An 18,970-nucleotide genomic window follows, 5' to 3' on the forward strand; every position below is an offset into this window, starting at 1 on the left:
CTCGGTCGCATCGGGCGACGCGCCCGTTCGTGGAATTTCGTCTGGCAGATTGCGACCCTATCGACACGCTCGGACAGGTTCTACCGCTGCCCGCTCCCGGTGCGGCATGAGACGACCGCTGATAAAGCGTCGGCCCTTGTTACGTCGGCCATCATCGACGACCCACAAAATCCCGATACATGAAATAGGTCAGTCAGCCTTGGGTACGCACGCTCGGTGCGGCCGATGGAAAGTCTTGGCGGCACTCCGCCCATTTCAGGATCGCGTCCAGTGCCGGGCACAGCGCCTGCCCCCAATCAGTTAGACGGTAGTCCACCTTCGGTGGCACCTCATGATAGACCGTGCGCGTCACAATGCCGTCCTCTTCGAGCCGGCGTAGCTGTTGGGCAAGCATCTTTTGCGTGACGCCGGGGATCAGCTTCTCGAGCTCCGAAAAGCGTCGCACTTGGCCACCGAAAAGGTGAAACAGGATGACCAGCTTCCAGCGTCCTTCCAGCAGCTTGAATGCGGCCTCGACATCGATCGCGGCGGTCGCGGGAGTGTAGGCTTTTCGGTTAGGCATGACTTACTTTTTAGTGCGTTCTTGTGAAAGAGTAAGTGTAGCGACATCATTGGGACGTGAATCCATGATCTTCAGGAAAAGCATGATGAACGTGACCTTGCCGTCGCCGCTGGATGTCTATCTGAACGCGGAGGCCAATAGCGACACCGCTCCTCTCGTCCACTGCTTCGCTTCGGATGCCGTTGTGCATGACGAGGGACGCACGATCGAGGGGCTCGAAGCAATCCGGGCCTGGAAGAAAGACAGCAAAGCCAAGTACCAGTACCGCGTCGAACCGTTGAACGTGTCCCAGGATGGCGCGGTCGTGACGATGCGCGCCAGGCTCACCGGTTCCTTCCCCGGTAGCCCGCTCGAACTGACCTACACGTTTGTCTTGGCCGGCGGCAAGATCGCGTCTCTGGAGATTCGCGGATGAGCGCTACATTCGAACTTCAAGGCCTTCGCGCACTTGTCACGGGCGGGACCAAAGGCATCGGCAAAGCCGTTGTCGCATACCTTTGCGAGGCGGGCGCGAACGTCCTCGCGACTGCGCGTTCTCGTTCCGATGAACTTGCCGAAGAAAGGTTCATCGGTGCGGACATCACGACGGCCGAAGGATGTAAAACCGTTGTCGACGCCGTACTCGACCGGCTCGGCGGCGTCGATATAGTCGTGCACGTGGCTGGTGGCTCATCTGCGCCGGCGGGTGGCTTCAGGGTGCTCGACGACGACGAATGGAACAAGGCATTGAACCTGAATCTGTTCCCGGCGGTACGCATCGATCGCGCGCTGCTACCCTCAATGCTCGAGCAGCGCTCGGGCGTCATCATCCACGTCACGTCGATCCAGCGGCAATTGCCGTTGCCGGAAGCCACGATTGCCTATGCCGCCGCCAAGGCTGCCCTATCGAACTACAGCAAGGCGTTGTCCAAGGAAGTCAGTCCGAAAGGCGTTCGGGTCGTGCGTGTCTCCCCGGGTTGGGTCGAGACAGAAGCCGCCGAGAATCTCGTCGCCAGGATTGCCGGGCAGAACGGCACCGACATGGACGGCGCTCGGAAAGTCATCATGGATTCGCTCGGTGGCATTCCTCTTGGCCGGCCATGCGCTCCCCGGGAAGTGGCAGAGCTCGTCGGTTTCCTCGTCTCCGCGCGCGCCAGCGCCATCACCGGCACCGAGTACGTCATCGACGGCGGAACCGTTCCGACTGCGTGATCTGAGCCGCTTGGCGGTGGACGTCGGCGCGCCTCGTCACTTCCTATCGTCCCGGGCAGCGGCGGTCTCATGCGTTTGTGGCAATTCTTGTGGACCGTCAGTCCCCGGGCGGGCGTACCGTCACATCGCCGACGACCACTCCTCTAAGCCCCTCCCGCAGCGCCGTGACATTCTCTACGCCGTTCAGCTGCTCGAACTCCCGCTGCGCTTCCCGCCATAGCGGGGCCGCCTTTTTGTGCAGGCGCCGTCCTTCTTCGGTGAGCTCGACAAGGCGGCTTCGACCGTCCGTGGGCGAGGGCTTGATCGCGACAAAGCCGTCGCGCTCAAGGAAGCCAACCATCTTCCCCATCGCCGTCCGTTCGATATCGAGCCGTTCGGCAAGGGCGTTCACCGCGGCACTTCCCACCTCGTCCAGTGCGGCCAGGGTGAGGAATTGCGTAATGCGCAGGCCCGCCGGCTCGAGATGGTTATCGTAGAGGCGCGATATCTGCCTGCTCGCCTTCCTCACTGCGAAGCAGTTGCATTGATCGATTCCAAGCGGTTGGTCGAACGGCAACATCTGGTTCCACTCCTCATTTCTTTTGATTGCCGGAACGCTACGCGCACGCGCGAAGGTACGGCGGCATCGTTCGATGAAAGTCGACACTGAAAACGCTGGCGCCCCGGTAATCTGCGCGCCCCAAGTCTCGCCCCCGTGGCCGACTCTCGTCATCTGCGGCGTTTAAAACCCTTCCGGCGGACTAATGTAGCCCGGCACTTCAGCCGCTAGCGTACTCTTTAGCACCGCTGTACCCTCGTCGGCCATCACCTCGCTCTTGCCGGCGGCGAGAGCGTCATAGGTCTGCCGCACAACATCCTCGGGGCTAGCTTTATGCACGTCAATGCCATTGGTCAGGTCGGTATCCACGAATCCGACGTGTAGGCCCAGAACCTGGATGCCACGCTCATGCAGATGAAAGCGAAGCTGGTTCGTATAACTCCATGCTGCTGCCTTTGACGCCGCATACGGCGTCAGATAGGGGCGCGGAAGCCATACGATGTCGGAAAGCACGTTGATGATCGCCGCATGCGGCTTGGCCGCCAATATCTGCTCGAAGGCCTGCGTGACACGCACTACGCCGTAGTAGTTGGTATCGAACATGCGAGTGGATTGCGCTTCGACGTCGGCCGCCAGAGGCCCGTCGATCAGAGCGGCTATGCCCGCATTGTTGACCAGCAGTGTCGTATCCGCCGCCTGTTTCGCCGCTGCCGCGATCGACGCCGTATCCGTAACATCGATCTTGACCGGCACAATGCCCGGCTCTTCAAAGCCATTCGTGTTGCGCATGCCCGCGTACACTTTCGTCGCCCCGCGGCGACGTGCCTCTCGTGCAAAAGCCAGGCCCAGGCCGCGATTGGCGCCGGTGATAAAGACGGTGGCGTTCTTGATTTCCATGACAAGCTCCATTTTTAAAGCCGCGTGCTCCGGGGAGATGCATCCGCCTCCGCCGGCCTGCGGGCGCCTGGTTCAAAGAAAAAGGTTTTCCGGAAGCTGCTTTGAAAGTGACTCCCGCAGATGGGCAGCGAGAGTCAGCACAGCGTCAAGCGGGCTCATCCGTACGCTAACGCGCGGCACTGATCCGTCGGAGTTGTGGTCGACGACGACGACCGCACTCAGGTTCTCACCGCTCGTCAGAACGGCTTCGTACTCGAGAAAGAGCCGCGAACCGACAGTCTGAAGAAATGTGGTCGTCTGCGAGGCGTAGAAGGTTCCGACGGCGTTGACTGCCAGCCGGATTTCGTCGCGCCCTGATACGGGGCCACGCAACACCGAGCTGACCAACTCTGCATCAGTTGTTAGATCGTCCAGAAACGGGTGACGCTCGTCTTGAGTGTGTGCCATTTTCAAACCTCGACTCGTTTGGGGTCATGCTCACGCGAATACGGCTCGATTCCGAGCGACGAACTGCTGGACCGAGAGTGGCGGCTTTCCGGTAATTTTCTCGATGACATCGTTGGTACCCGCGAAGACGCCGTCACGGTAGTTCTGAGCAACCTCGACCAGATGCTGCGTGAGGAACGGCGGAAATTTGTAGAGATTTTCCATCTTGATCCGAAACGCCTCGATGGAACTTGGCTCGTATTCGATCCGGGCTCCGAGAGCCTCACTCATCGCCGTGGCGATCTCGGTATGGTTCATCTCGACGGGACCATGGAGCGCATAGATCTTGCCCTCGTGACCTTCGGGGTTGGCCAGGACATGGGCGATCACCCGCCCCTGATCATCAGTGGCGATGGGTGCGTGACGGCCATTGCCAAAGGGAAATTCAATCTTTTTCGTAGCCCAAATCTCCTTCGCAAAATGCGGATAGACGAGCCAATCGGCAAAGAACGTGGGGCGGAGATGTGTAGTCGGGACGCCTGACCAATCGAAGACCCGCTCGGAAACCCAGTGATCCTGGGCCGCGTGGCTTTTCGACTCCCGGCGCGCGGAAATCTGCGACATGTTGACGATCGCCTTGACGTCCGCCTCCTTTGCGGCCTGCGCGAAATAAGCAGCAGCCCCGATGATTCCTGGCGCGATCGGATGGAGAAAATAGGCCGATCGGATTCCTTCCATGGCTGCGCGGATGGCATTGATGTCGGTGAAGTCTCCGACGGCGATATCGACTCCGCGCTGCCTCAGGGCAGTTGCCCGATCGTCGTCTGTACGCACATATGCGCGCACGCGCCTGCCCATCCTGAGCAATTCGTCGATAGCGATACCTCCGGTCCGTCCGGTTGCACCGCTCACAAGTATTTCGGCCTGGTTCATGGCTTGGCTCCATTTGGAAATAAGAGCATATGCTCTCTTGTAGCCAAGATAGGAGCATATGCTTCAATTGTCAAGGCATTCTTGTCCGTGCTGGATGCGATGTCGCGCCCCTGGGAACGCGGTGCTTTATCGGGCTGAAGGCATTGGGGTGGGACGGTTCGACGGGCTCTGGCTACCACCAGGCCTCGAAGTTGCGGGCAAAGCACTTGAGCGTCGCGCCGGAAGAATTCGACGCATTGGCGACCACTGATCCTTACAAGGCCGTTGCGCTCGACGTTGCCACGCTCAAGGCGAATCCTGATATTCCCGGCAGCTATAGGGTGTCAGGTCTTGTCTGCGACGTCGCGCGCGGAAAAGTCGGGATCATCGTTCTGCCTGAACGACCACCGATAGCCTGAAAGCAGAACGTTCTGAGCCCGCGGACGTCCCAATGGCAGTAAAGCAACATGGAGGTGCCTCGCGCACGGCGACAGCCGAACGTCCGTTATGACCGACGACGCAACGCACGTCGTTAACGGTCGCACGGCGGTTCACAGGGGCGGAGCGGTCGCACGAATACCCATGCGGCGGCCTAGATGAATGGCGCTTCATGGCCGAACCCGGCCGGTAGCGGCCCTCGCCCCCACTCAAGCCAAGCTGACCCGATTCGTCCACATGCCCCCGCCTGTGGCGACCACCGCCCTAGCCCCGGTCATCCGTACGCGCATCGCGCCGCATCGCCTGCGGCGGCACGCCGAACCCGCGCACGAACGCCTCGCGCATGTGCCGGCGGTCGCGAAAACCGTTCTCCTTCGCGATCACGTCGAGCGGATGCCTGCTCTGTTCGATCATCAACCGCGCGGACTCGAGCCGCAGCCGCTCGATCGCCTTCGCCGGCGACTGCCCCGTTTCGAGCGTAAACACGCGGCTGAACTGCCGCGGGCTCAGGTGGACCGCATCGGCCAGCTCCTCGACGGTCAGCGCGCGGCCGAGGTTCTGCCGCGCGTAGTTCAGCGCGTTCTGGATCCGGTCGGATTTCGGCGCGAGTTCCAGCATTTCCGAATGCTGCGACTGGCCGCCGGCCCGGCGCTGGTGCATCACCAGCTTGTGCGCGACCGACCGCGCGGCATCGGCGCCGAGATCCTTTTCGACCATCGCGAGCGCAAGGTCGAGGCCGGCCGTCATCCCGGCCGACGTCCAGACCGGCCCGTCGACGATGTAGATCCGGTCCTCCTCGACGCGAGTCTCCGGGTAGTGCCGCTGCATGTCGCGGCCGAACGCCCAGTGCGTCGTCGCGCGGCGCTGCGCCAGCAGCCCGGCCTCGGCCAGCACGAATGCGCCCGTGCAGATGCCTGCGATCCGCCGCGCACGCGCGTTCGCGCGGCGCAGGAACGCAACCACGCCGGCCGGCGCCGGCGAAGCGAGCGGATCGTTGACGCCCGCGACGATCCACGTATCGACGTCGATCCGCCCGCGCAGCGCGCGCGTCGCGACCGACAGACCGAGCGACGAGCGCACGTCGCCGCCGTCGACCGAATAGTTGTCCATCACGTAGAACGCCTCGCCCGCGCCCATGTTCGCGTATTCGAACACCGACTGCGCGGCGAGCGCCATGATCTGGAAACCGTCGCTGATCAGAAAGCCGATTCGGTGCATGCGCGTTCTCCGGTTCCGGGCGTATCTGTGGCCCGATGTCCTGAATCATACCCATCTACGTCATTTGTGTCGCAGCGATTCGAAGCCAGAATGCATTCACGCCATTCGGCCAACTTCATCGACACGGAGCAACATCATGACTCAAGCACATCGCGGTACCGCCCTCATTACCGGCGCCTCGTCGGGCATCGGCGCCATCTACGCCGACCGGCTCGCGCGCCGCGGCTACGACCTGATCCTGGTCGCGCGCAGCCGCGACCGGCTGGCCGCCCTCGCCGAACGCATCACGAACGACACGCAGCGCAGCGTCGAGATCGTCGACGCCGACCTCAACGACCGCGCGGCGCTCGCCGCCGTCGAAACGAAGCTGAAGCAGGACGCGAGCATCACGCTGCTCGTGAACAACGCGGGGGTCGGCACGCACACGCCGCTGCTCGACAGCGACGTCGACGCGATGACGCGGATGATCGACCTGAACGTGACCGCGCTCACGCGCCTCACCTACGCGGCCGTGCCCGGCTTCGTCGCCCGCGGTCGCGGTGCGGTGATCAACATCGCGTCGATCGTCGCGATCTCGCCGGAGACGCTGAACGGCGTGTACGGCGGCAGCAAGGCGTTCGTCCTCGCATTCAGCCAGTCGCTGCACCACGAGCTCGCCGACAAGGGCGTGCAGGTACAGGCGGTGCTGCCCGGCGCGACGGCCACCGATTTCTGGCAGACGGCCGGCCTGCCGCTCGAGCACCTGCCGAAGGAAATCGTGATGCCGGCGGCGGACATGGTCGACGCGGCGCTGGTCGGCTTCGATCGTGACGAACTCGTGACGATTCCGTCGCTGCACGCGGCCGACGAATGGGATGCGTACGAGGCCGCGCGCCGCACGATGGCGCCGCACCTGTCGACCGATACGCCGGCGCCGCGCTACGCACCGGCGCACTGATCGCACAGGACATCCTGCGGATCGAAGGCGGCAAGCCCGCCGAACACCGGGACGTGCTGCGGGACAAGGTGACGCGCGGCGAATCGGCCGGCGGTCATCCGGTGTTCGGCGGTACGTTTCCGGACGCGCGCCGGTCGCTTCATTCGTCTGCGGGAAGGCGCCGGCGACGCACGGCGTTCGTGCCCCCCGCGTGCCGGGAAAACGCCCCCAATTCTTTCCCGGCAAGCGTAAATGGATCGTACTGAAATCCGATTCCAACCCGCTTGCCACGCAATTTGCGCAACAGTAAGCTCTACGATTGCAGTTTCCCGAGCAATATCATCCGGTCGGCATTCGTCCGATCACGAGTGCAATCGTCCGTTGCGGAATTCGACCATGCGGTTCCGTATGTTCATCACCGAGGCCGGCGACGCACCGGCCACCGCGCGCGGTTCGGCCAACCGTCAGCCGGCGCTTGCGCCGCCGCCCGAACTGGAAATCGTCTGCCGCGTCGCGCGTGCGCATTTCGGCACGGCCGGCGCCTTCGTTGCTCACGCCGAAGCCGGCACGCAACGCGTGCTTGCGGCCGACGGAGCGCTGCCCGACCGGCCTCCCGCCGATTTCTTCCCGCCACACGTCGAACGAGATCCGTCTGCCGACAGGCGATTCGTCCTGCCCGGCGCGAACGGCAGCCTGCAGTCCGACAACACCACGCCTCACGCTCCGCAAGTCGTCGCCGCCTGCGAACTGGTCGCGCCCGACGGCGCCGCGCTCGGCACGCTGTGCATCGTCAACGCTGTTGCCCTGACGCTCGACGCCACGCAATGCGCGCTGCTGCGCGACTTCGCCGCGCTGGCCGAACGCGCACTCACCCGCGCGATTGCGGAAGCCGCGTTGCGCGAACGGCTCGGCATCGTCGAGGAGCACAGCACGCTGACGACGCTCGCGCTGACCGAAAGCGGCACCGGCGTGTGGGACCGCAACGTGGAAACCGGCGAGATCCATTACTCGCCGGCCTGGAAGGCAATGCTCGGGTACGCGCCGCACGAACTGAGCAGCCGGATCGAGGATGCCTACCAACGGCTGCACCCGGACGATGTCGACGACGTGAAGGCCACGATGCTCGCGCACTTCGAGCGACGGACCGACAACTACGAGGTCGAGCACCGCATCCGCTGCAAGGACGGCACGTACAAGTGGATCCGCAGCCGCGGCAAGGTAATCAGCCGCGACGGTATCGGCCGTGCGCTGCGCATGGTCGGCACGACCACCGACATCACGGCGCTGCGCGAACTCGCCACGCGGCTGCGCGACTCGGCCGCGCTCGTCACGGACCTCACCGACCAGGTTCCCGGGCTCGTGTTCCAGCTGCGGCAGGCAGCCGACGGGCGCCGCACCTTTACCTATGCGAGTGCGGGTGTCAGCGACATCTACGAACTGACGCCCGAGCAGATCGCCCGCAGCGCGGAGGCGGTCGAGACGCGGATCCATCCGGCCGACCTGATCGCGTATCGGCAGTCGCTGCATGAGTCGTCCATGCGACTGACGCCGTGGCGCCTCGAATATCGCGTGCTGCTGCCCGGCCAGGGCCTGCGATGGCGCGAAGGCGATGCGCGCCCGCAACGCATGGCCGACGGCGGCACCGTGTGGCACGGCTTCATCACCGACGCGACCGACCGCAAGCGCATCGAGGCCGAACTGCACCGGATGGCGACGACCGACCACCTGACGCAACTGTCGAACCGCCACGCGTTCATGCGGCAGAGCGAAGCCGCGCTGCGCTGCGTGCGCGCGACCGGCCGGGCCGCCGCGGTGCTGATGCTCGACCTCGATCACTTCAAGGCGCTGAACGACCGCTGGGGCCATCCGCTCGGCGATCGCGCGCTCCGGCATTTCGCGCGACTGCTGCTCGCGGAAACCGGGCCGGACAGCATCGTCGGCCGGGTCGGCGGCGAGGAATTCGCGATCGTGCTGCCGGGATCGGACCTCGACACGGCGATTGCGTTTGCACGGCGCCTGCAGCAGCGCGCGATGCAGGCACGGCTCATTCACGAGGATCAGCCGGTCGAGCTGACCGTCAGCATCGGCATCGACGCGATGCGGGAGTCGGATTTCGGCGCATACCAGTCGCTGTCGCGCGCCGACAAGGCGCTCTATCTCGCGAAGGATCGCGGCCGCAACCGGATCGAGGTTTATCGGGCGTAGCCGTCGCGTGCGCTTCCGGCCGGAACGGGACAACGGCAACGCGCCGCTACCCGCGGGCAGCGGCCGGCCGTCGTTCAGTCGCGCTGCGCGGCTTCACCCTTCACGCCGAGCATCAGCGCGACGCCGCTGGCAACCAGCAGCGCGGCCAGCAGGTACACGGCGAGATCCATGCTGCCCGTGCGCGTGCGAATGATCCCGATCACCCACGGGCTGACGATGCCGCTCGTGATCCCGATGCTGCTGATCAGCGCGATCCCGGCCGCGGCCGCGTTGCCCGACAGGTAGCGGGTCGGCACGGCCCAGAAGATCGGCAGCGCGGCAAAGATCAGCGTCGCCGCGATCGACAGGCACGCGAGCATCGCCGCGAAGCTGTGCAGGTGCAGCGTCAGCGCCGCGAGCGCGAGACCGCCGCCGATCGTGCAGCACGCGAAGTGCTTGCGGCGTTCGCCGGTGCGGTCCGAGCGACGCGCGATCAGGATCAGCCCCACCGCGCCGACCGCATTCGGCACGACCGTGTAGAGGCTCACGGCGACGACGTCGGTCACGCCGAAGTCGCGGATCATCAGCGGCATCCAGAAGTTGAGCGTCAGCGATGCGCAGGTCAGCGAGAAATAGATGAACGCGAACAGGTACACGCGCGGGTTCGCGAGCGCGGCCGCGAGGCTGCGCCCGTCGTGCGCGCTGCCGTGCCCGCGGCCGTCCGCACACAGCGCGGCGACGCGCGCCTTGTCATCGGCCGTGAGCCACGCGGCATCCTGCGGCCGGTCGACGAGGAACGTGAACGCGGCGAACGCGAGCAGGATCGCCGGCGCGCCTTCGATCGCGAACATCCATTGCCAGCCGTGCAGCCCGAGCACGCCGCTCATGTCGCGCATGATCCAGCCCGACATCAGGCCGCCGAGCACGCCGGCCACCGCGACGCCCGCGAAGAACACCGAGATCGCCGCCGCGCGCCGGTTCGCGGGGAACCACCAGGTCAGGTACAGCACGATGCCGGGAAAAAAGCCGGCTTCGAACACGCCGAGCAGGAAGCGCAGCACGTAGAAATGCGACGGCTGCGACACGAACATCATCCCCGTCGACGCGATGCCCCACAGCAGCATGATCCGCGTGAACGTGCGCCTCGCGCCGAACCGCGCGAGCAGCAGGTTGCTCGGCACTTCGCAGAACACGTAGCCGACGTAGAACACCGCGGCGCCGAGGCCGTACATCGCATCGCTGAAGCCGAGATCGTGCTTCATCTGCAACTGCGCGAAGCCGATGTTGATGCGGTCGAGGAACGACACGACGTAGCAGAGGAACAGGAACGGGACGATCCGCCACGCGATCTTGCGGAACAGCAGCGCGTCGCCGGATTCGGACGTCAATGAGGATACCGAAGCACTCGTGTGCACGAGCGTCGCTTCGGCGGGAAGCGATTGGGGCATGTCTCTCTCCAAACGGGCCGCGCGGATCGACCGCGCAGCAGTCTCCGAGGGCGTGCATGCGCCCTGCTTTCTTGTGAGACCGGATACGGCGGCGGAAACCGCCGCCCTCAGTGAAACGGCGACGCGTTCATGCGAACGCCCCGCCGCCGTGTGCCGCTCAGTCCTGCAGCGCGGCCCACATGTCCTTGTCGCGCTGCGCCGTCCAGATGCGCGGATGCGCGATGCCGCTCGCCTCGTCGAACGCGCGCGACACGTCGAACGGCAGGCAGTGCTCGTAGATGAACACGTGGCCGAACTTCGGATCCATCGCTTCGCGCGTGAGCGCCATCGACGCCTTCAGGTCGAGATTGCGTTCGACGGCCTTGCGGCCCTGCGCGAGCAGCGTCGTGACGAAATCCTTCGTGTAGTCGAGGCCCTTGTTCACGTCGGCCGGATTCAGCAGCGCGGGGCCGCGGCCCGGCACGAGCTTCTCGGCGCCGAGCGCGCGCAGCGCCTCGAGCGTGGCAGGCCACTGTTCGAGCTGCGCGTCGCCGCAGTAGCACGCGGCGTCGTATTCGACGAGGTCGCCCGAGAACAGCACCTTCTGCGACGGCAGCCAGACGATCGTGTCGCCCTTCGTATGCCCCGAGCCGACATGCATGATCTTCACTTCGAGCTTGCCGAGGAACAGCGTGATCTCGCGCTCGAACACGAGCGTCGGCCAGGTCAGGCCGGGCACCGTCTCGACGCCGGCGAACAGGCGCGGGAAGCGCTCGATCTCCGACTTCATGTCGGCCTCGCCGCGCTCGACGATCATCTCGTACGTGCCGCGGCTCGCGATCACGTGCTGCGCGCCTTCGTCGAAATACGCGGATGCGCCGAGCACGCGCACCGCGTGGTAGTGCGACAGCACCACGTGCTTGATCGGCTTGTCGGTCACGCTGCGGATCTTCGCGATCAGGTCCTGCGCCATCGCGGGCGTCGCGGTCGTGTCGACGATCAGCACGCTGTCGTCGCCGACGATCACGCCCGAGTTCGGGTCGCCTTCGGCGGTGTACGCGTACGCGTTCTCGGACAACTGCGTCCAGGTGACTTTCTTCTCTTCCAGATCGGCTTGGGAGGCGAATGCTTTGGCCATGTTGCGTTCCGTGGCTGCGAGCCATGTGTTGAGGGGTGTGAGCGGATCATCTTCCCGCACCGATTATTTGTCAATGACAAAGTCACTTGCTATTGTCTAATACGGGTAAACCTGCGGGCTGGCGCGATAAATGGCGTCGGATACCATGCGGGGTTTCGTCAACGGAAGATTCATCGCGTGCAGAACCACGAAGTCAGCGCAGACGACGCGCCGCCCAAGGCGCAGCGCGGGATCCAGAGTGTCGAGGTCGGCGGCCGGCTGCTCGACGCGCTCGCGCGCCGGCGCAAGCCGCTCGGCCTGTCGGAGCTGGCCGCGGCAGCCGACCTGTCGACCGCGCAGGCGCACACCTATCTCGTCAGCCTGACGCGGCTCGCGCTCGTGAAGCGCGACGCGATCACCGGCAACTACGAGCCGGGCCCGTTGTCGTTGCGGCTGGGGCTGATGTCGATCGAGCGCCAGCCGGCCTACCGCGCGGCGCTGCCGCACGCGGTGCGGCTCGCGGAAACGGTGGGCTTGAGCGTCGCGCTGTCGGTGCCGGGCGCGCTCGGCCCGACGATCGTGCGCATCGAGCACGGCGGCTATCCGCTGCACGTGAACCTGCACGTCGGCTCGGTGATGTCGCTCGACACGTCGGCGACGGGCCGTGTGTTCCGCGCATTCGGCGATCCCGCGCAACTCGACGCGATGGCGGCCAGCCAGGCCGGCGCGGGCGATACGCTCGCGGGCGCCGAAGGCATGCAGCCCGCGCCGGACGCCGCAGCCAAACTGGCCGAACTCGACGCGATCCGCGCGCGCGGCATCGAACGCAGCGTCGACCGGCCGAGCCCCGGCGTCAGCGCGATGTGCGTGCCGGTATTCGACGCGCACGGGCGCCTGCAACTCGCATTGACGGTGATCGGATCGTCCGGGTCGATCGATGTCGGCTGGGACGGGCCGATCGCGACCGCCTTGCGCGATGCCGCGCGGCAGGCCACCGCATCGCTCGGCGCGGAACGTGCAGAACCGCCGCCCGCACCGGCGGCGAGCGCACCGCGCGTGCCGCCGGCGCTGGCCGACGACGCAAAAGCGCAACGCGGGATCAACGCGCTCGACAGCACCGGCGAGCTGCTGCTCGCGCTGGTATCCGCAGGCCGCGCGCTGCCGCTGCGCGATCTCGCGGCGGCGGCGGGCATGCCGGCGGCAAAGGCGTTTCCGCACCTCGTCAGCCTGCAGAAGATCGGCCTGCTGAGCCGCGACGACGCCGGCTGTTTCGACGGCGGCCCGCTCGGGCAGGCGCTCGGCCTGATCGCGATGCAGCGCGTGTCGCCGACGCGCGACGCGGAAGCCGAGATCGTCGCGCTGGCCGCCGCGACCGACATGAGCGTGGCCGCCGCGACGCTCGGGCCGCTCGGGCCGACCGTGATCCGCCTCGAGGAATCGGCGCGGCCGCAGCATGTGAGCCTGCAGGTCGGCACCGTGATGTCGCTCGTCAATACGGCGATCGGCCGGATCTTTGCGGCCGGCATGTCCGACGACGTGCTGGCCGACCTGCTCGCCAACGAGCCCGTGCGCCTCGCCGGCAGCGGCCCCGCGCAGGCCGACGAGGCATTCCGCGCGCGGCTCGCGGCGATCCGCGCGGACGCGCTCGATTTCGCGTTCGACGCGCCGGTGCCGGGCATCGGGACGATCGCCGCGCCCGTGTTCGATCACACCGGCAGCATCCGGCTCGTGATCGCGATCATCGGCTCGTCGCGCAGCTTCCCGCGCGGGCCGGACAGCGACCTCGCGCAGACGCTGCTCGCCGCGACGCGACGGCTGTCGTGGCGGTTCGGGTGGATCGGCCGGTAATCGCCGCGTCGCCGCCGCCTTCCTCTCCGTCGCTCGATTCCCGCTCTCTTTCTCCTTGCAAGGCCGTGCTTGCCACGGCCTCGTCGCGCCTGTCCGCGACCTGGCGGACCGCACAAATTCATGTTGCGCAGCAGCAACACAAATTGTCAGTAATTCTCATATAACGAAATCGCATTTCACAAGGCGGTGACGTTTCGCTATGATTAGGGTTATCCCTAACTCGCCACCTATATGGGGCTTCGTCATGCAAACGTCTAATGTCTCCGATCGTTCCACCCAATCCGCTGGCTGGCTCGCACGTGTTGGCGAGCTGCTTGCAGAGGCCTGGCAACTCCACCTCGAGAACTGCGAAGTCATCGCCGAAGCGCACGCGCGCCTCCCGCGCTGAGCGGTAGGACCAGGGCAGCACGGGTTTGAAATGAATGACGGTCCGTCGAGCGGACCGTCATTTGCAATCGGGCATGCTTTCCGCCGCGGCCTGCGCCGGTCTCCCGGCCGGGTTCCTGCGACGGGCGGGCGTCAGCCCTTCACCGCATGCTTCGCGGGCGCCGGCCGCGCGTCGTCATCGTCGTCGTGCCGCCGCGTCGCCTGCTGCGTATCGCCCGGCCGCACCGGGTACGCCTTCGCCCCCATCAGCCCCTTCCACAGCACCTTGTTGTACGCGACCGCATCGAGCCGGTCCTCGACCGAGAAGTCCATCCCGCGCGTGACCGCTGCCCAGTAGCGCATCCCGTGCGTCGGCTTGAGCGCCGCCGTCTTGATGTCGCCCGCCGGGATCGGCAACTGCGTGTTCGCGAGCAGGCCCGACGCGACCGCCTTGTACGTCCACTTCGACTGATTCATGTCGAACACGTCGGTCATCGGCCCTTGCGTTGCGTCGAACAGCCCGAGGTGATCGAGATTCAGCACCTCCGTGATCGTGCGGATCATGTTGACCGTCGTGTAATGCGTGCTGACGACCGCGTTCTGCTTCACGTACGGCCCGATCACGAATGCCGTGCTGCGATGTGCGTCGACGTGGTCCGGCCCGTCTTGCGCATCGTCCTCGACGATGAAGATCAGCGTGTCCGCCGCATACGGGCTGTTCGCCAGCGCCTGCGCGACGCGGCCGACCGCATAGTCGTTGTCGGCCATGTCGAGCTCCGGCGTGTTGACGCCGTCCAGCGACGACGCAAAGCTGCCGGTATGGTCATGCGGCAGGCGCAACAGCGTCAGCGCGGGCATCTGGCCGTTGGCGACGAACTGGTTGAATTCGCGCTCCCACTCCAGCTCGCGGTACAGGTCCGGATACGCGTTGTCGTAACCGCGGAAATACGGATCGGTGCGATCGACGAGCGCAGGCGTCACGCTGTACCCCTGCACCTTGTTGTCGGCGAACGGCGCGCGATCCATCGGAATCGCGTTCGGGCCGCCGTTGCGCGAGATATCCATGAAGAAGCCGTAGTTGCGCACCGTCAGCCCCGCGCGCAGCGCAGCGTTCCAGATATAGCCCTGCTGCACGGCGTCGGACGGGCCGTCCGGCGCCGACACGTCGGCCGTGCCGGGCAGCAGGTCGGGGTCGGCCGGCGTGAGCGGGTTCGCCGTCGTACGTTGCGCGCCGGTCAGGCCGACGTCGACGTTTCGGTTCTGGCCTTCCCAGTCGTAAGAGCCGCCACGCGAGCCGCTGCGCACCGGGCTGCCGGCATAGTTGACGGGCAGCATCTTCGCGCCGGCGTCGGATTCGCGCGCGCCGGTCGACCACGGCCAGCCGTTGCCGCTCACGTCGCCGGAATCGTGGAAGTTGTCGAGCGTGACGAACGTCTTCGCGAGCGCGTGCATGCTCGGCGTCGTCGCGTCCGGGAACTCGGCCAGCGACGGATCGCCGTTCCCGCGGCCCAGATCGCCGAGGACCTGGTCATACGTGCGGTTCTCCTTGACGATATAGATCACGTGCTTGATCTTCTGCCGCAGCGCGTTCATCGTCGCGACGTCGGCGCTGGAAAGCGCGGCATTGAAGCTGTTGTTGTCGGCAACCTGCTTCGTCAGCAGACCGAGCGTCGCGCTGTCCGGCGCGGGCATCCACATGAAGCCGCCCTTGCTCAACTGCTCGATGTACTGGTTCTCCACCAGGTGCACGGGCGAGTTCTTGACCGGGCACGGCACGGTCCGGCCGCTGTCCTTGCAGTTACCCGGATTCGGCCCCGGCATGTTCTTCGTGTAGACCATGTAGAGCGCGTTGTTCGCGCCGACCGCGACGTCGGACGGATACCATCCGGTCGGAATCAGTCCGGTCACTTTCGCCGTATCGCCGGACAGCGAGACGACCGCGACGTCGTTGGTGCCGCGATTGGTCACGTACAGCGCGGTTTCGTCCGGCGACAGCGCAAGCCCGTTCGGCGACGCGCCGCGATACTGCATTTCCGTGACGAGCCCCGCGGGCGCAACCGTCGACACGCTCGACACCACCTTGTTCGATGTCGTATCGATCACCGACACGATGTCGGCGTTGTCGGACGCGACGTAGAGGCGCGTCTGCGCCCGGTTCAGCACCATCTTGTTCGGATTGCCCTTGACCGGGATACGCGTGACGACCTGCGGCGCATTGGTCGAGATGTCGACGACGACGATCTCCCGATCGCGTTCGCTCGACACGTAGGCCGTCTTGTTGCCGACGATGCGCACTGCGTTCGGATATTCGCCGCCGGGCGCGCCCGCTGCGCCGCCGCTCTTGCCCGGCCGGAGATCGCGTTCGGCCAGAACGGCGCCGGCCGCGACATCGACCAGCGTGACGGAGTCGTGATAGCGGTTTGCCACGACCGCGCGCTTGCCGTCCGCCGTCACGTCGACGCCGGTCGCGAGCGGCGAGCTGCCAAGGCCGTTGCCGCCCTTGTGATTCAGCGCGATCGGCGCGCCGGCTTCGCCCCACACGCCCTGCGACAGCGCAAACACATGCAGGTTGTCGTCGCCGCCGCCCGTCACGTAGAAATGCTGGCCGTCCGCCGCGAACGCAATGCCGACGTAGGTATTCGGCACCGGCAGCACCTGCTTCTTCACCGGCGTGCCGCCCGACACGTCGAACACGAACACGTACTCGCTCGAATCCGCACTGATCAGCTTGCCGCCCGCATCGAGCCTGTTGTTGTAGCCGCTCGTCAACACGAGCAGCGTCTTGCGGTCCGGGCTGAGCGCCTCCGACACCGGCTGGCCGGCGATCAGGTCCGGCACATCCTGCAGCCCCGGATTCAGCGCGACGAGCGTCGTGCCAGGCGCGGCCGACGGCGTGACGCGCTGTCCGGTCGACAGCAGCGTCGACGTGGTGTCGCCGAGCGTCGCGGTCGTGTTCACGGAATCGCTGTTGCACGCGGTCAATGTCGCGGCAACCGCTCCGGCAAGGACGAGAATCTTGTACACGGATGCTCCTGGTCGTCGAATGAGAACGTTTTCACCGCCCCACCGAAACGAGCGGTAATAATTCGTAACGAACAGCAGGATATTGACCGTGGGTGAACCACCGGTGACGGCAACCTTGCCGAAGGCATTCAAGCGCTTTCGTTTCGCCTTCCATCACGGCTCGGTGCGCGCGCCGGCCCGTGCGCATTGCGCGTCGACGACGGCCGCGCATGCCGATCGCGGGCGATGGGCAACCCGCGCGGTGCGGCGCGCGCAGCGACCCGCGCCCCGAACGTTCACACCTGGATCGAAGGCACATCCTTCATGCAGCGCAGCGCGAACATCGAGCGGCTGTGACGGATGCTCGAGATCCTGTACAGCTTTTCCCGCAGGAACCGCTCGTAGCCGGCCGTGCCGTCCACGGCGACCTTGATCCAGTAGTCGTACTCGCCCGACACCAGATACGCTTCGAGCACTTCCGGCAGCGCGGCCAGTTCCGCGCCGAAACGCGCCAGCGCATCGTCTTCGTGACGATCGAGCGTGACTTCGAGGATCACGATGTCCGCGTAGCCGAGCATGCGCTGGTTGACGAGCGCGACGTAACCGTCGATGTAGCCGTCGGCTTCGAGCTGCCGCGTGCGGTTCCAGCACGCGGTCGTCGACATGCCGATCTGTTCGGCCAGTTCGGCGTTCGACAGGCGCGCATTTTTCTGCAATGCACCAAGGATCTTGCGGTCCTGATTGTCGAGCGTTTTCGGCGTGCGTTCGCGGTTGGCCATGATGAGAAGAATCTTCTACTGAAAATCGGCATTCTATCTGAACAGGATTCCGGTTTCAGACCCGTTTCGCCGGAAAACAGGAAGCCTTTTAACCGGCCCGCTTGATACATTTTCTCCATGCCTGTTGCCCGGCACGCTCCCCGCGACAACCCCTTCGCACCGGGACGCACGGCCGCAATCACGAGTTGCGGTGCCGGACAAGCAGGCATGCGATTCCCCGCCGCCCGCACGCCTATCCGACCGCGTGCGGAGCCGGTGCCTGCGTCCCCGTTCTTGCACTTCCCGTCATGTCGTTCAGGCTTTATCTGTCGTTCCTCGCTGCTTCCGCCGTTCTCATCTACGCGCCCGGCCCCGTCAACCTGCTCACGATGAACCAGGCGCTGCGCGCCGGCTGGCGCCGCGCGCTGCCGTGCGTGTGGGGCGGCACGCTCGCCGTGCTGCTGCAACTCGCGCTGACCGCGCTGTGCCTGAATTCGCTGGTCCACATCAATGAGCATGCGCTGACCGTGTTGCGCTGGGCCGGCGCCGCGTATCTCGTGTGGCTCGGCGGCAAGCAATGGCTCAGCCGCGCGCCGGCCAATGCGCCTGCCGCTTCGGCGGATGCCGGAGCCGGAGCCGGAGCCGGAGCCGGAGCCGCGATCGTCCCGCAGGACACCGACACCGGACGCGCGCTGTTCTGGCGCGGCGTCGCGACGTCGGGCCTGAATCCGAAGACGCTGCTGTTCTTTCCGTCGTTCTTTCCGCAGTTCATCAGCCCGACTGCCGACTGGAGCCTGAATCTTCAATTCCTGCTGCTTGCCGCGACGTTCGCGCTGCTGTTCGCGGGCGGCGTCGCATCGATGGCGCTGTTCTCGCACCGGCTGAGCCGCGCATTGCAGCGGCCGGCGCGGATGCGCGCGATGAACCGCGTGACGGGCGGGTTGCTCGTCGGGATGGGCGCGATCATGGTCGGCTGGAACTGAGCGAGCAGCGCAACCTCGGACGGCTGCGCCTGCCGAAACCCGACATGGTGTTTTCGCCGCTGCAACTCGCGGGCGAGTTTCTCGCGCGCACGCTCAACGACGAACCGGTCGACAAGTCGGTGATCTCGCACCTGCTGTACGTGCACGGCCGATGCCGCATGATGCGTTGAGCCGTTGAGCCGTTGA

17 protein-coding genes and 1 pseudogene are annotated in these 18,970 nt (G+C 65.6%); 8 read left to right on the forward strand and 10 right to left on the reverse strand.

From position 1 onward, the window contains the following. Positions 1-193: 193 nt before the first annotated feature. Positions 194-562, reverse strand: coding sequence for a winged helix-turn-helix transcriptional regulator (locus tag ABD05_RS28970; RefSeq protein ID WP_047903365.1), 369 nt, complete (start codon positions 560-562; stop codon positions 194-196). Positions 563-644: 82 nt separating this feature from the next. Between ABD05_RS28970 and ABD05_RS28975 the strand changes: the two genes are divergently transcribed. Together ABD05_RS28975 and ABD05_RS28980 are read left to right on the forward strand one after the other, a co-directional pair. Next, positions 645-977, forward strand: a complete 333-nt coding sequence (locus ABD05_RS28975; protein WP_238594145.1) for a nuclear transport factor 2 family protein — start codon at positions 645-647, stop codon at positions 975-977. Beyond that, the gene (locus ABD05_RS28980) at positions 974-1,753 is read left to right on the forward strand and encodes an SDR family oxidoreductase (protein WP_047903366.1); all 780 of its coding nucleotides are present in this window, start codon (positions 974-976) and stop codon (positions 1,751-1,753) included. Before ABD05_RS28975 ends, ABD05_RS28980 begins: the two co-directional genes overlap by 4 nt. A 97-nt stretch (positions 1,754-1,850) precedes the next feature. Here ABD05_RS28980 and ABD05_RS28985 read toward each other — a convergent pair whose 3' ends face one another. The 4 genes from ABD05_RS28985 to ABD05_RS29000 all read right to left on the reverse strand — a co-directional run bounded on the left by ABD05_RS28985 (position 1,851) and on the right by ABD05_RS29000 (position 4,547). Continuing rightward, positions 1,851-2,312: a MarR family winged helix-turn-helix transcriptional regulator gene (locus tag ABD05_RS28985; protein ID WP_047903367.1), complete on the reverse strand. Its 462-nt coding sequence runs from the start codon at positions 2,310-2,312 to the stop codon at positions 1,851-1,853. A 162-nt stretch (positions 2,313-2,474) separates the two neighbouring features. Beyond that, on the reverse strand, positions 2,475-3,188 hold the full coding sequence (locus ABD05_RS28990; protein WP_047903882.1) for an SDR family oxidoreductase: 714 nt from the start codon (positions 3,186-3,188) through the stop codon (positions 2,475-2,477). A 72-nt stretch (positions 3,189-3,260) separates the two neighbouring features. Beyond that, on the reverse strand, positions 3,261-3,635 hold the full coding sequence (locus ABD05_RS28995; RefSeq protein WP_047903368.1) for a hypothetical protein: 375 nt from the start codon (positions 3,633-3,635) through the stop codon (positions 3,261-3,263). Between the two features lie 30 nt (positions 3,636-3,665). After that, complete coding sequence (locus ABD05_RS29000) at positions 3,666-4,547, reverse strand: NmrA family NAD(P)-binding protein (protein WP_047903369.1); 882 nt, start codon at positions 4,545-4,547, stop codon at positions 3,666-3,668. 206 nt (positions 4,548-4,753) lie between these two features. On the opposite strand from ABD05_RS29000, the gene ABD05_RS38005 reads away from it, so the two are divergent. Further along, complete coding sequence (locus ABD05_RS38005; protein ID WP_141685040.1) at positions 4,754-4,945, forward strand: hypothetical protein; 192 nt, start codon at positions 4,754-4,756, stop codon at positions 4,943-4,945. Between the two features lie 283 nt (positions 4,946-5,228). Here the strand turns inward: ABD05_RS38005 and ABD05_RS29005 are convergent, their stop codons facing one another. Continuing rightward, a complete protein-coding gene (locus tag ABD05_RS29005) occupies positions 5,229-6,182 on the reverse strand; it encodes a GlxA family transcriptional regulator (protein WP_047903370.1) in 954 nt (317 codons plus the stop codon). A gap of 136 nt (positions 6,183-6,318) precedes the next feature. Between ABD05_RS29005 and ABD05_RS29010 the strand changes: the two genes are divergently transcribed. Together ABD05_RS29010 and ABD05_RS29015 are read left to right on the forward strand one after the other, a co-directional pair. Continuing rightward, positions 6,319-7,119: an SDR family NAD(P)-dependent oxidoreductase gene (locus ABD05_RS29010; protein ID WP_047903371.1), complete on the forward strand. Its 801-nt coding sequence runs from the start codon at positions 6,319-6,321 to the stop codon at positions 7,117-7,119. A gap of 375 nt (positions 7,120-7,494) precedes the next feature. Beyond that, on the forward strand, positions 7,495-9,303 hold the full coding sequence (locus ABD05_RS29015) for a sensor domain-containing diguanylate cyclase (protein ID WP_238594146.1): 1,809 nt from the start codon (positions 7,495-7,497) through the stop codon (positions 9,301-9,303). A 74-nt stretch (positions 9,304-9,377) separates the two neighbouring features. Here ABD05_RS29015 and ABD05_RS29020 read toward each other — a convergent pair whose 3' ends face one another. Together ABD05_RS29020 and ABD05_RS29025 are read right to left on the reverse strand one after the other, a co-directional pair. Beyond that, positions 9,378-10,730: an MFS transporter gene (locus ABD05_RS29020; RefSeq protein WP_047903373.1), complete on the reverse strand. Its 1,353-nt coding sequence runs from the start codon at positions 10,728-10,730 to the stop codon at positions 9,378-9,380. Between the two features lie 157 nt (positions 10,731-10,887). Further along, positions 10,888-11,847 carry an MBL fold metallo-hydrolase gene (locus tag ABD05_RS29025; RefSeq protein WP_047903374.1) on the reverse strand — a complete coding sequence of 320 codons (960 nt, stop codon included), beginning with the start codon at positions 11,845-11,847 and terminating at the stop codon, positions 10,888-10,890. A gap of 177 nt (positions 11,848-12,024) precedes the next feature. Here ABD05_RS29025 and ABD05_RS29030 point away from each other — a divergent pair, with 177 nt between their 5' ends. Next, positions 12,025-13,674, forward strand: a complete 1,650-nt coding sequence (locus ABD05_RS29030) for an IclR family transcriptional regulator (protein ID WP_047903375.1) — start codon at positions 12,025-12,027, stop codon at positions 13,672-13,674. A 519-nt stretch (positions 13,675-14,193) separates the two neighbouring features. On the opposite strand, the gene ABD05_RS29035 is transcribed toward ABD05_RS29030, so the two are convergent. Together ABD05_RS29035 and ABD05_RS29040 are read right to left on the reverse strand one after the other, a co-directional pair. Further along, complete coding sequence (locus ABD05_RS29035) at positions 14,194-17,064, reverse strand: alkaline phosphatase family protein (RefSeq protein WP_063847297.1); 2,871 nt, start codon at positions 17,062-17,064, stop codon at positions 14,194-14,196. 275 nt (positions 17,065-17,339) lie between these two features. Beyond that, positions 17,340-17,822 carry an Lrp/AsnC family transcriptional regulator gene (locus tag ABD05_RS29040; protein WP_047903376.1) on the reverse strand — a complete coding sequence of 161 codons (483 nt, stop codon included), beginning with the start codon at positions 17,820-17,822 and terminating at the stop codon, positions 17,340-17,342. 287 nt (positions 17,823-18,109) lie between these two features. Between ABD05_RS29040 and ABD05_RS29045 the strand changes: the two genes are divergently transcribed. Together ABD05_RS29045 and ABD05_RS39330 are read left to right on the forward strand one after the other, a co-directional pair. Beyond that, the gene (locus ABD05_RS29045) at positions 18,110-18,784 is read left to right on the forward strand and encodes a LysE family translocator (protein WP_047903377.1); all 675 of its coding nucleotides are present in this window, start codon (positions 18,110-18,112) and stop codon (positions 18,782-18,784) included. Next, positions 18,781-18,946 (forward strand): annotated as a pseudogene (locus ABD05_RS39330) (voltage-gated potassium channel protein); the annotation flags it as partial. The gene ABD05_RS29045 and the pseudogene ABD05_RS39330, both read left to right, overlap by 4 nt. Between the last annotated feature and the right edge of the window lie 24 nt (positions 18,947-18,970).

Origin of the sequence: Burkholderia pyrrocinia, assembly GCF_001028665.1 — a bacterium.
Lineage (GTDB): Bacteria > Pseudomonadota > Gammaproteobacteria > Burkholderiales > Burkholderiaceae > Burkholderia > Burkholderia pyrrocinia.

What these genes read in the sequence shown, in the direction of transcription:
- ABD05_RS28970 (WP_047903365.1), bottom strand. Translation starts at nt 562, where the DNA reads ATGCCTAACCGAAAAGCCTACACTCCCGCGACCGCCGCGATCGATGTC.
- ABD05_RS28975 (WP_238594145.1), top strand. Translation starts at nt 645, where the DNA reads ATGATGAACGTGACCTTGCCGTCGCCGCTGGATGTCTATCTGAACGCG.
- ABD05_RS28980 (WP_047903366.1), top strand. Translation starts at nt 974, where the DNA reads ATGAGCGCTACATTCGAACTTCAAGGCCTTCGCGCACTTGTCACGGGC.
- ABD05_RS28985 (WP_047903367.1), bottom strand. Translation starts at nt 2,312, where the DNA reads ATGTTGCCGTTCGACCAACCGCTTGGAATCGATCAATGCAACTGCTTC.
- ABD05_RS28990 (WP_047903882.1), bottom strand. Translation starts at nt 3,188, where the DNA reads ATGGAAATCAAGAACGCCACCGTCTTTATCACCGGCGCCAATCGCGGC.
- ABD05_RS28995 (WP_047903368.1), bottom strand. Translation starts at nt 3,635, where the DNA reads ATGGCACACACTCAAGACGAGCGTCACCCGTTTCTGGACGATCTAACA.
- ABD05_RS29000 (WP_047903369.1), bottom strand. Translation starts at nt 4,547, where the DNA reads ATGAACCAGGCCGAAATACTTGTGAGCGGTGCAACCGGACGGACCGGA.
- ABD05_RS29005 (WP_047903370.1), bottom strand. Translation starts at nt 6,182, where the DNA reads ATGCACCGAATCGGCTTTCTGATCAGCGACGGTTTCCAGATCATGGCG.
- ABD05_RS29010 (WP_047903371.1), top strand. Translation starts at nt 6,319, where the DNA reads ATGACTCAAGCACATCGCGGTACCGCCCTCATTACCGGCGCCTCGTCG.
- ABD05_RS29015 (WP_238594146.1), top strand. Translation starts at nt 7,495, where the DNA reads ATGCGGTTCCGTATGTTCATCACCGAGGCCGGCGACGCACCGGCCACC.
- ABD05_RS29020 (WP_047903373.1), bottom strand. Translation starts at nt 10,730, where the DNA reads ATGCCCCAATCGCTTCCCGCCGAAGCGACGCTCGTGCACACGAGTGCT.
- ABD05_RS29025 (WP_047903374.1), bottom strand. Translation starts at nt 11,847, where the DNA reads ATGGCCAAAGCATTCGCCTCCCAAGCCGATCTGGAAGAGAAGAAAGTC.
- ABD05_RS29040 (WP_047903376.1), bottom strand. Translation starts at nt 17,822, where the DNA reads ATGGCCAACCGCGAACGCACGCCGAAAACGCTCGACAATCAGGACCGC.
- ABD05_RS29045 (WP_047903377.1), top strand. Translation starts at nt 18,110, where the DNA reads ATGTCGTTCAGGCTTTATCTGTCGTTCCTCGCTGCTTCCGCCGTTCTC.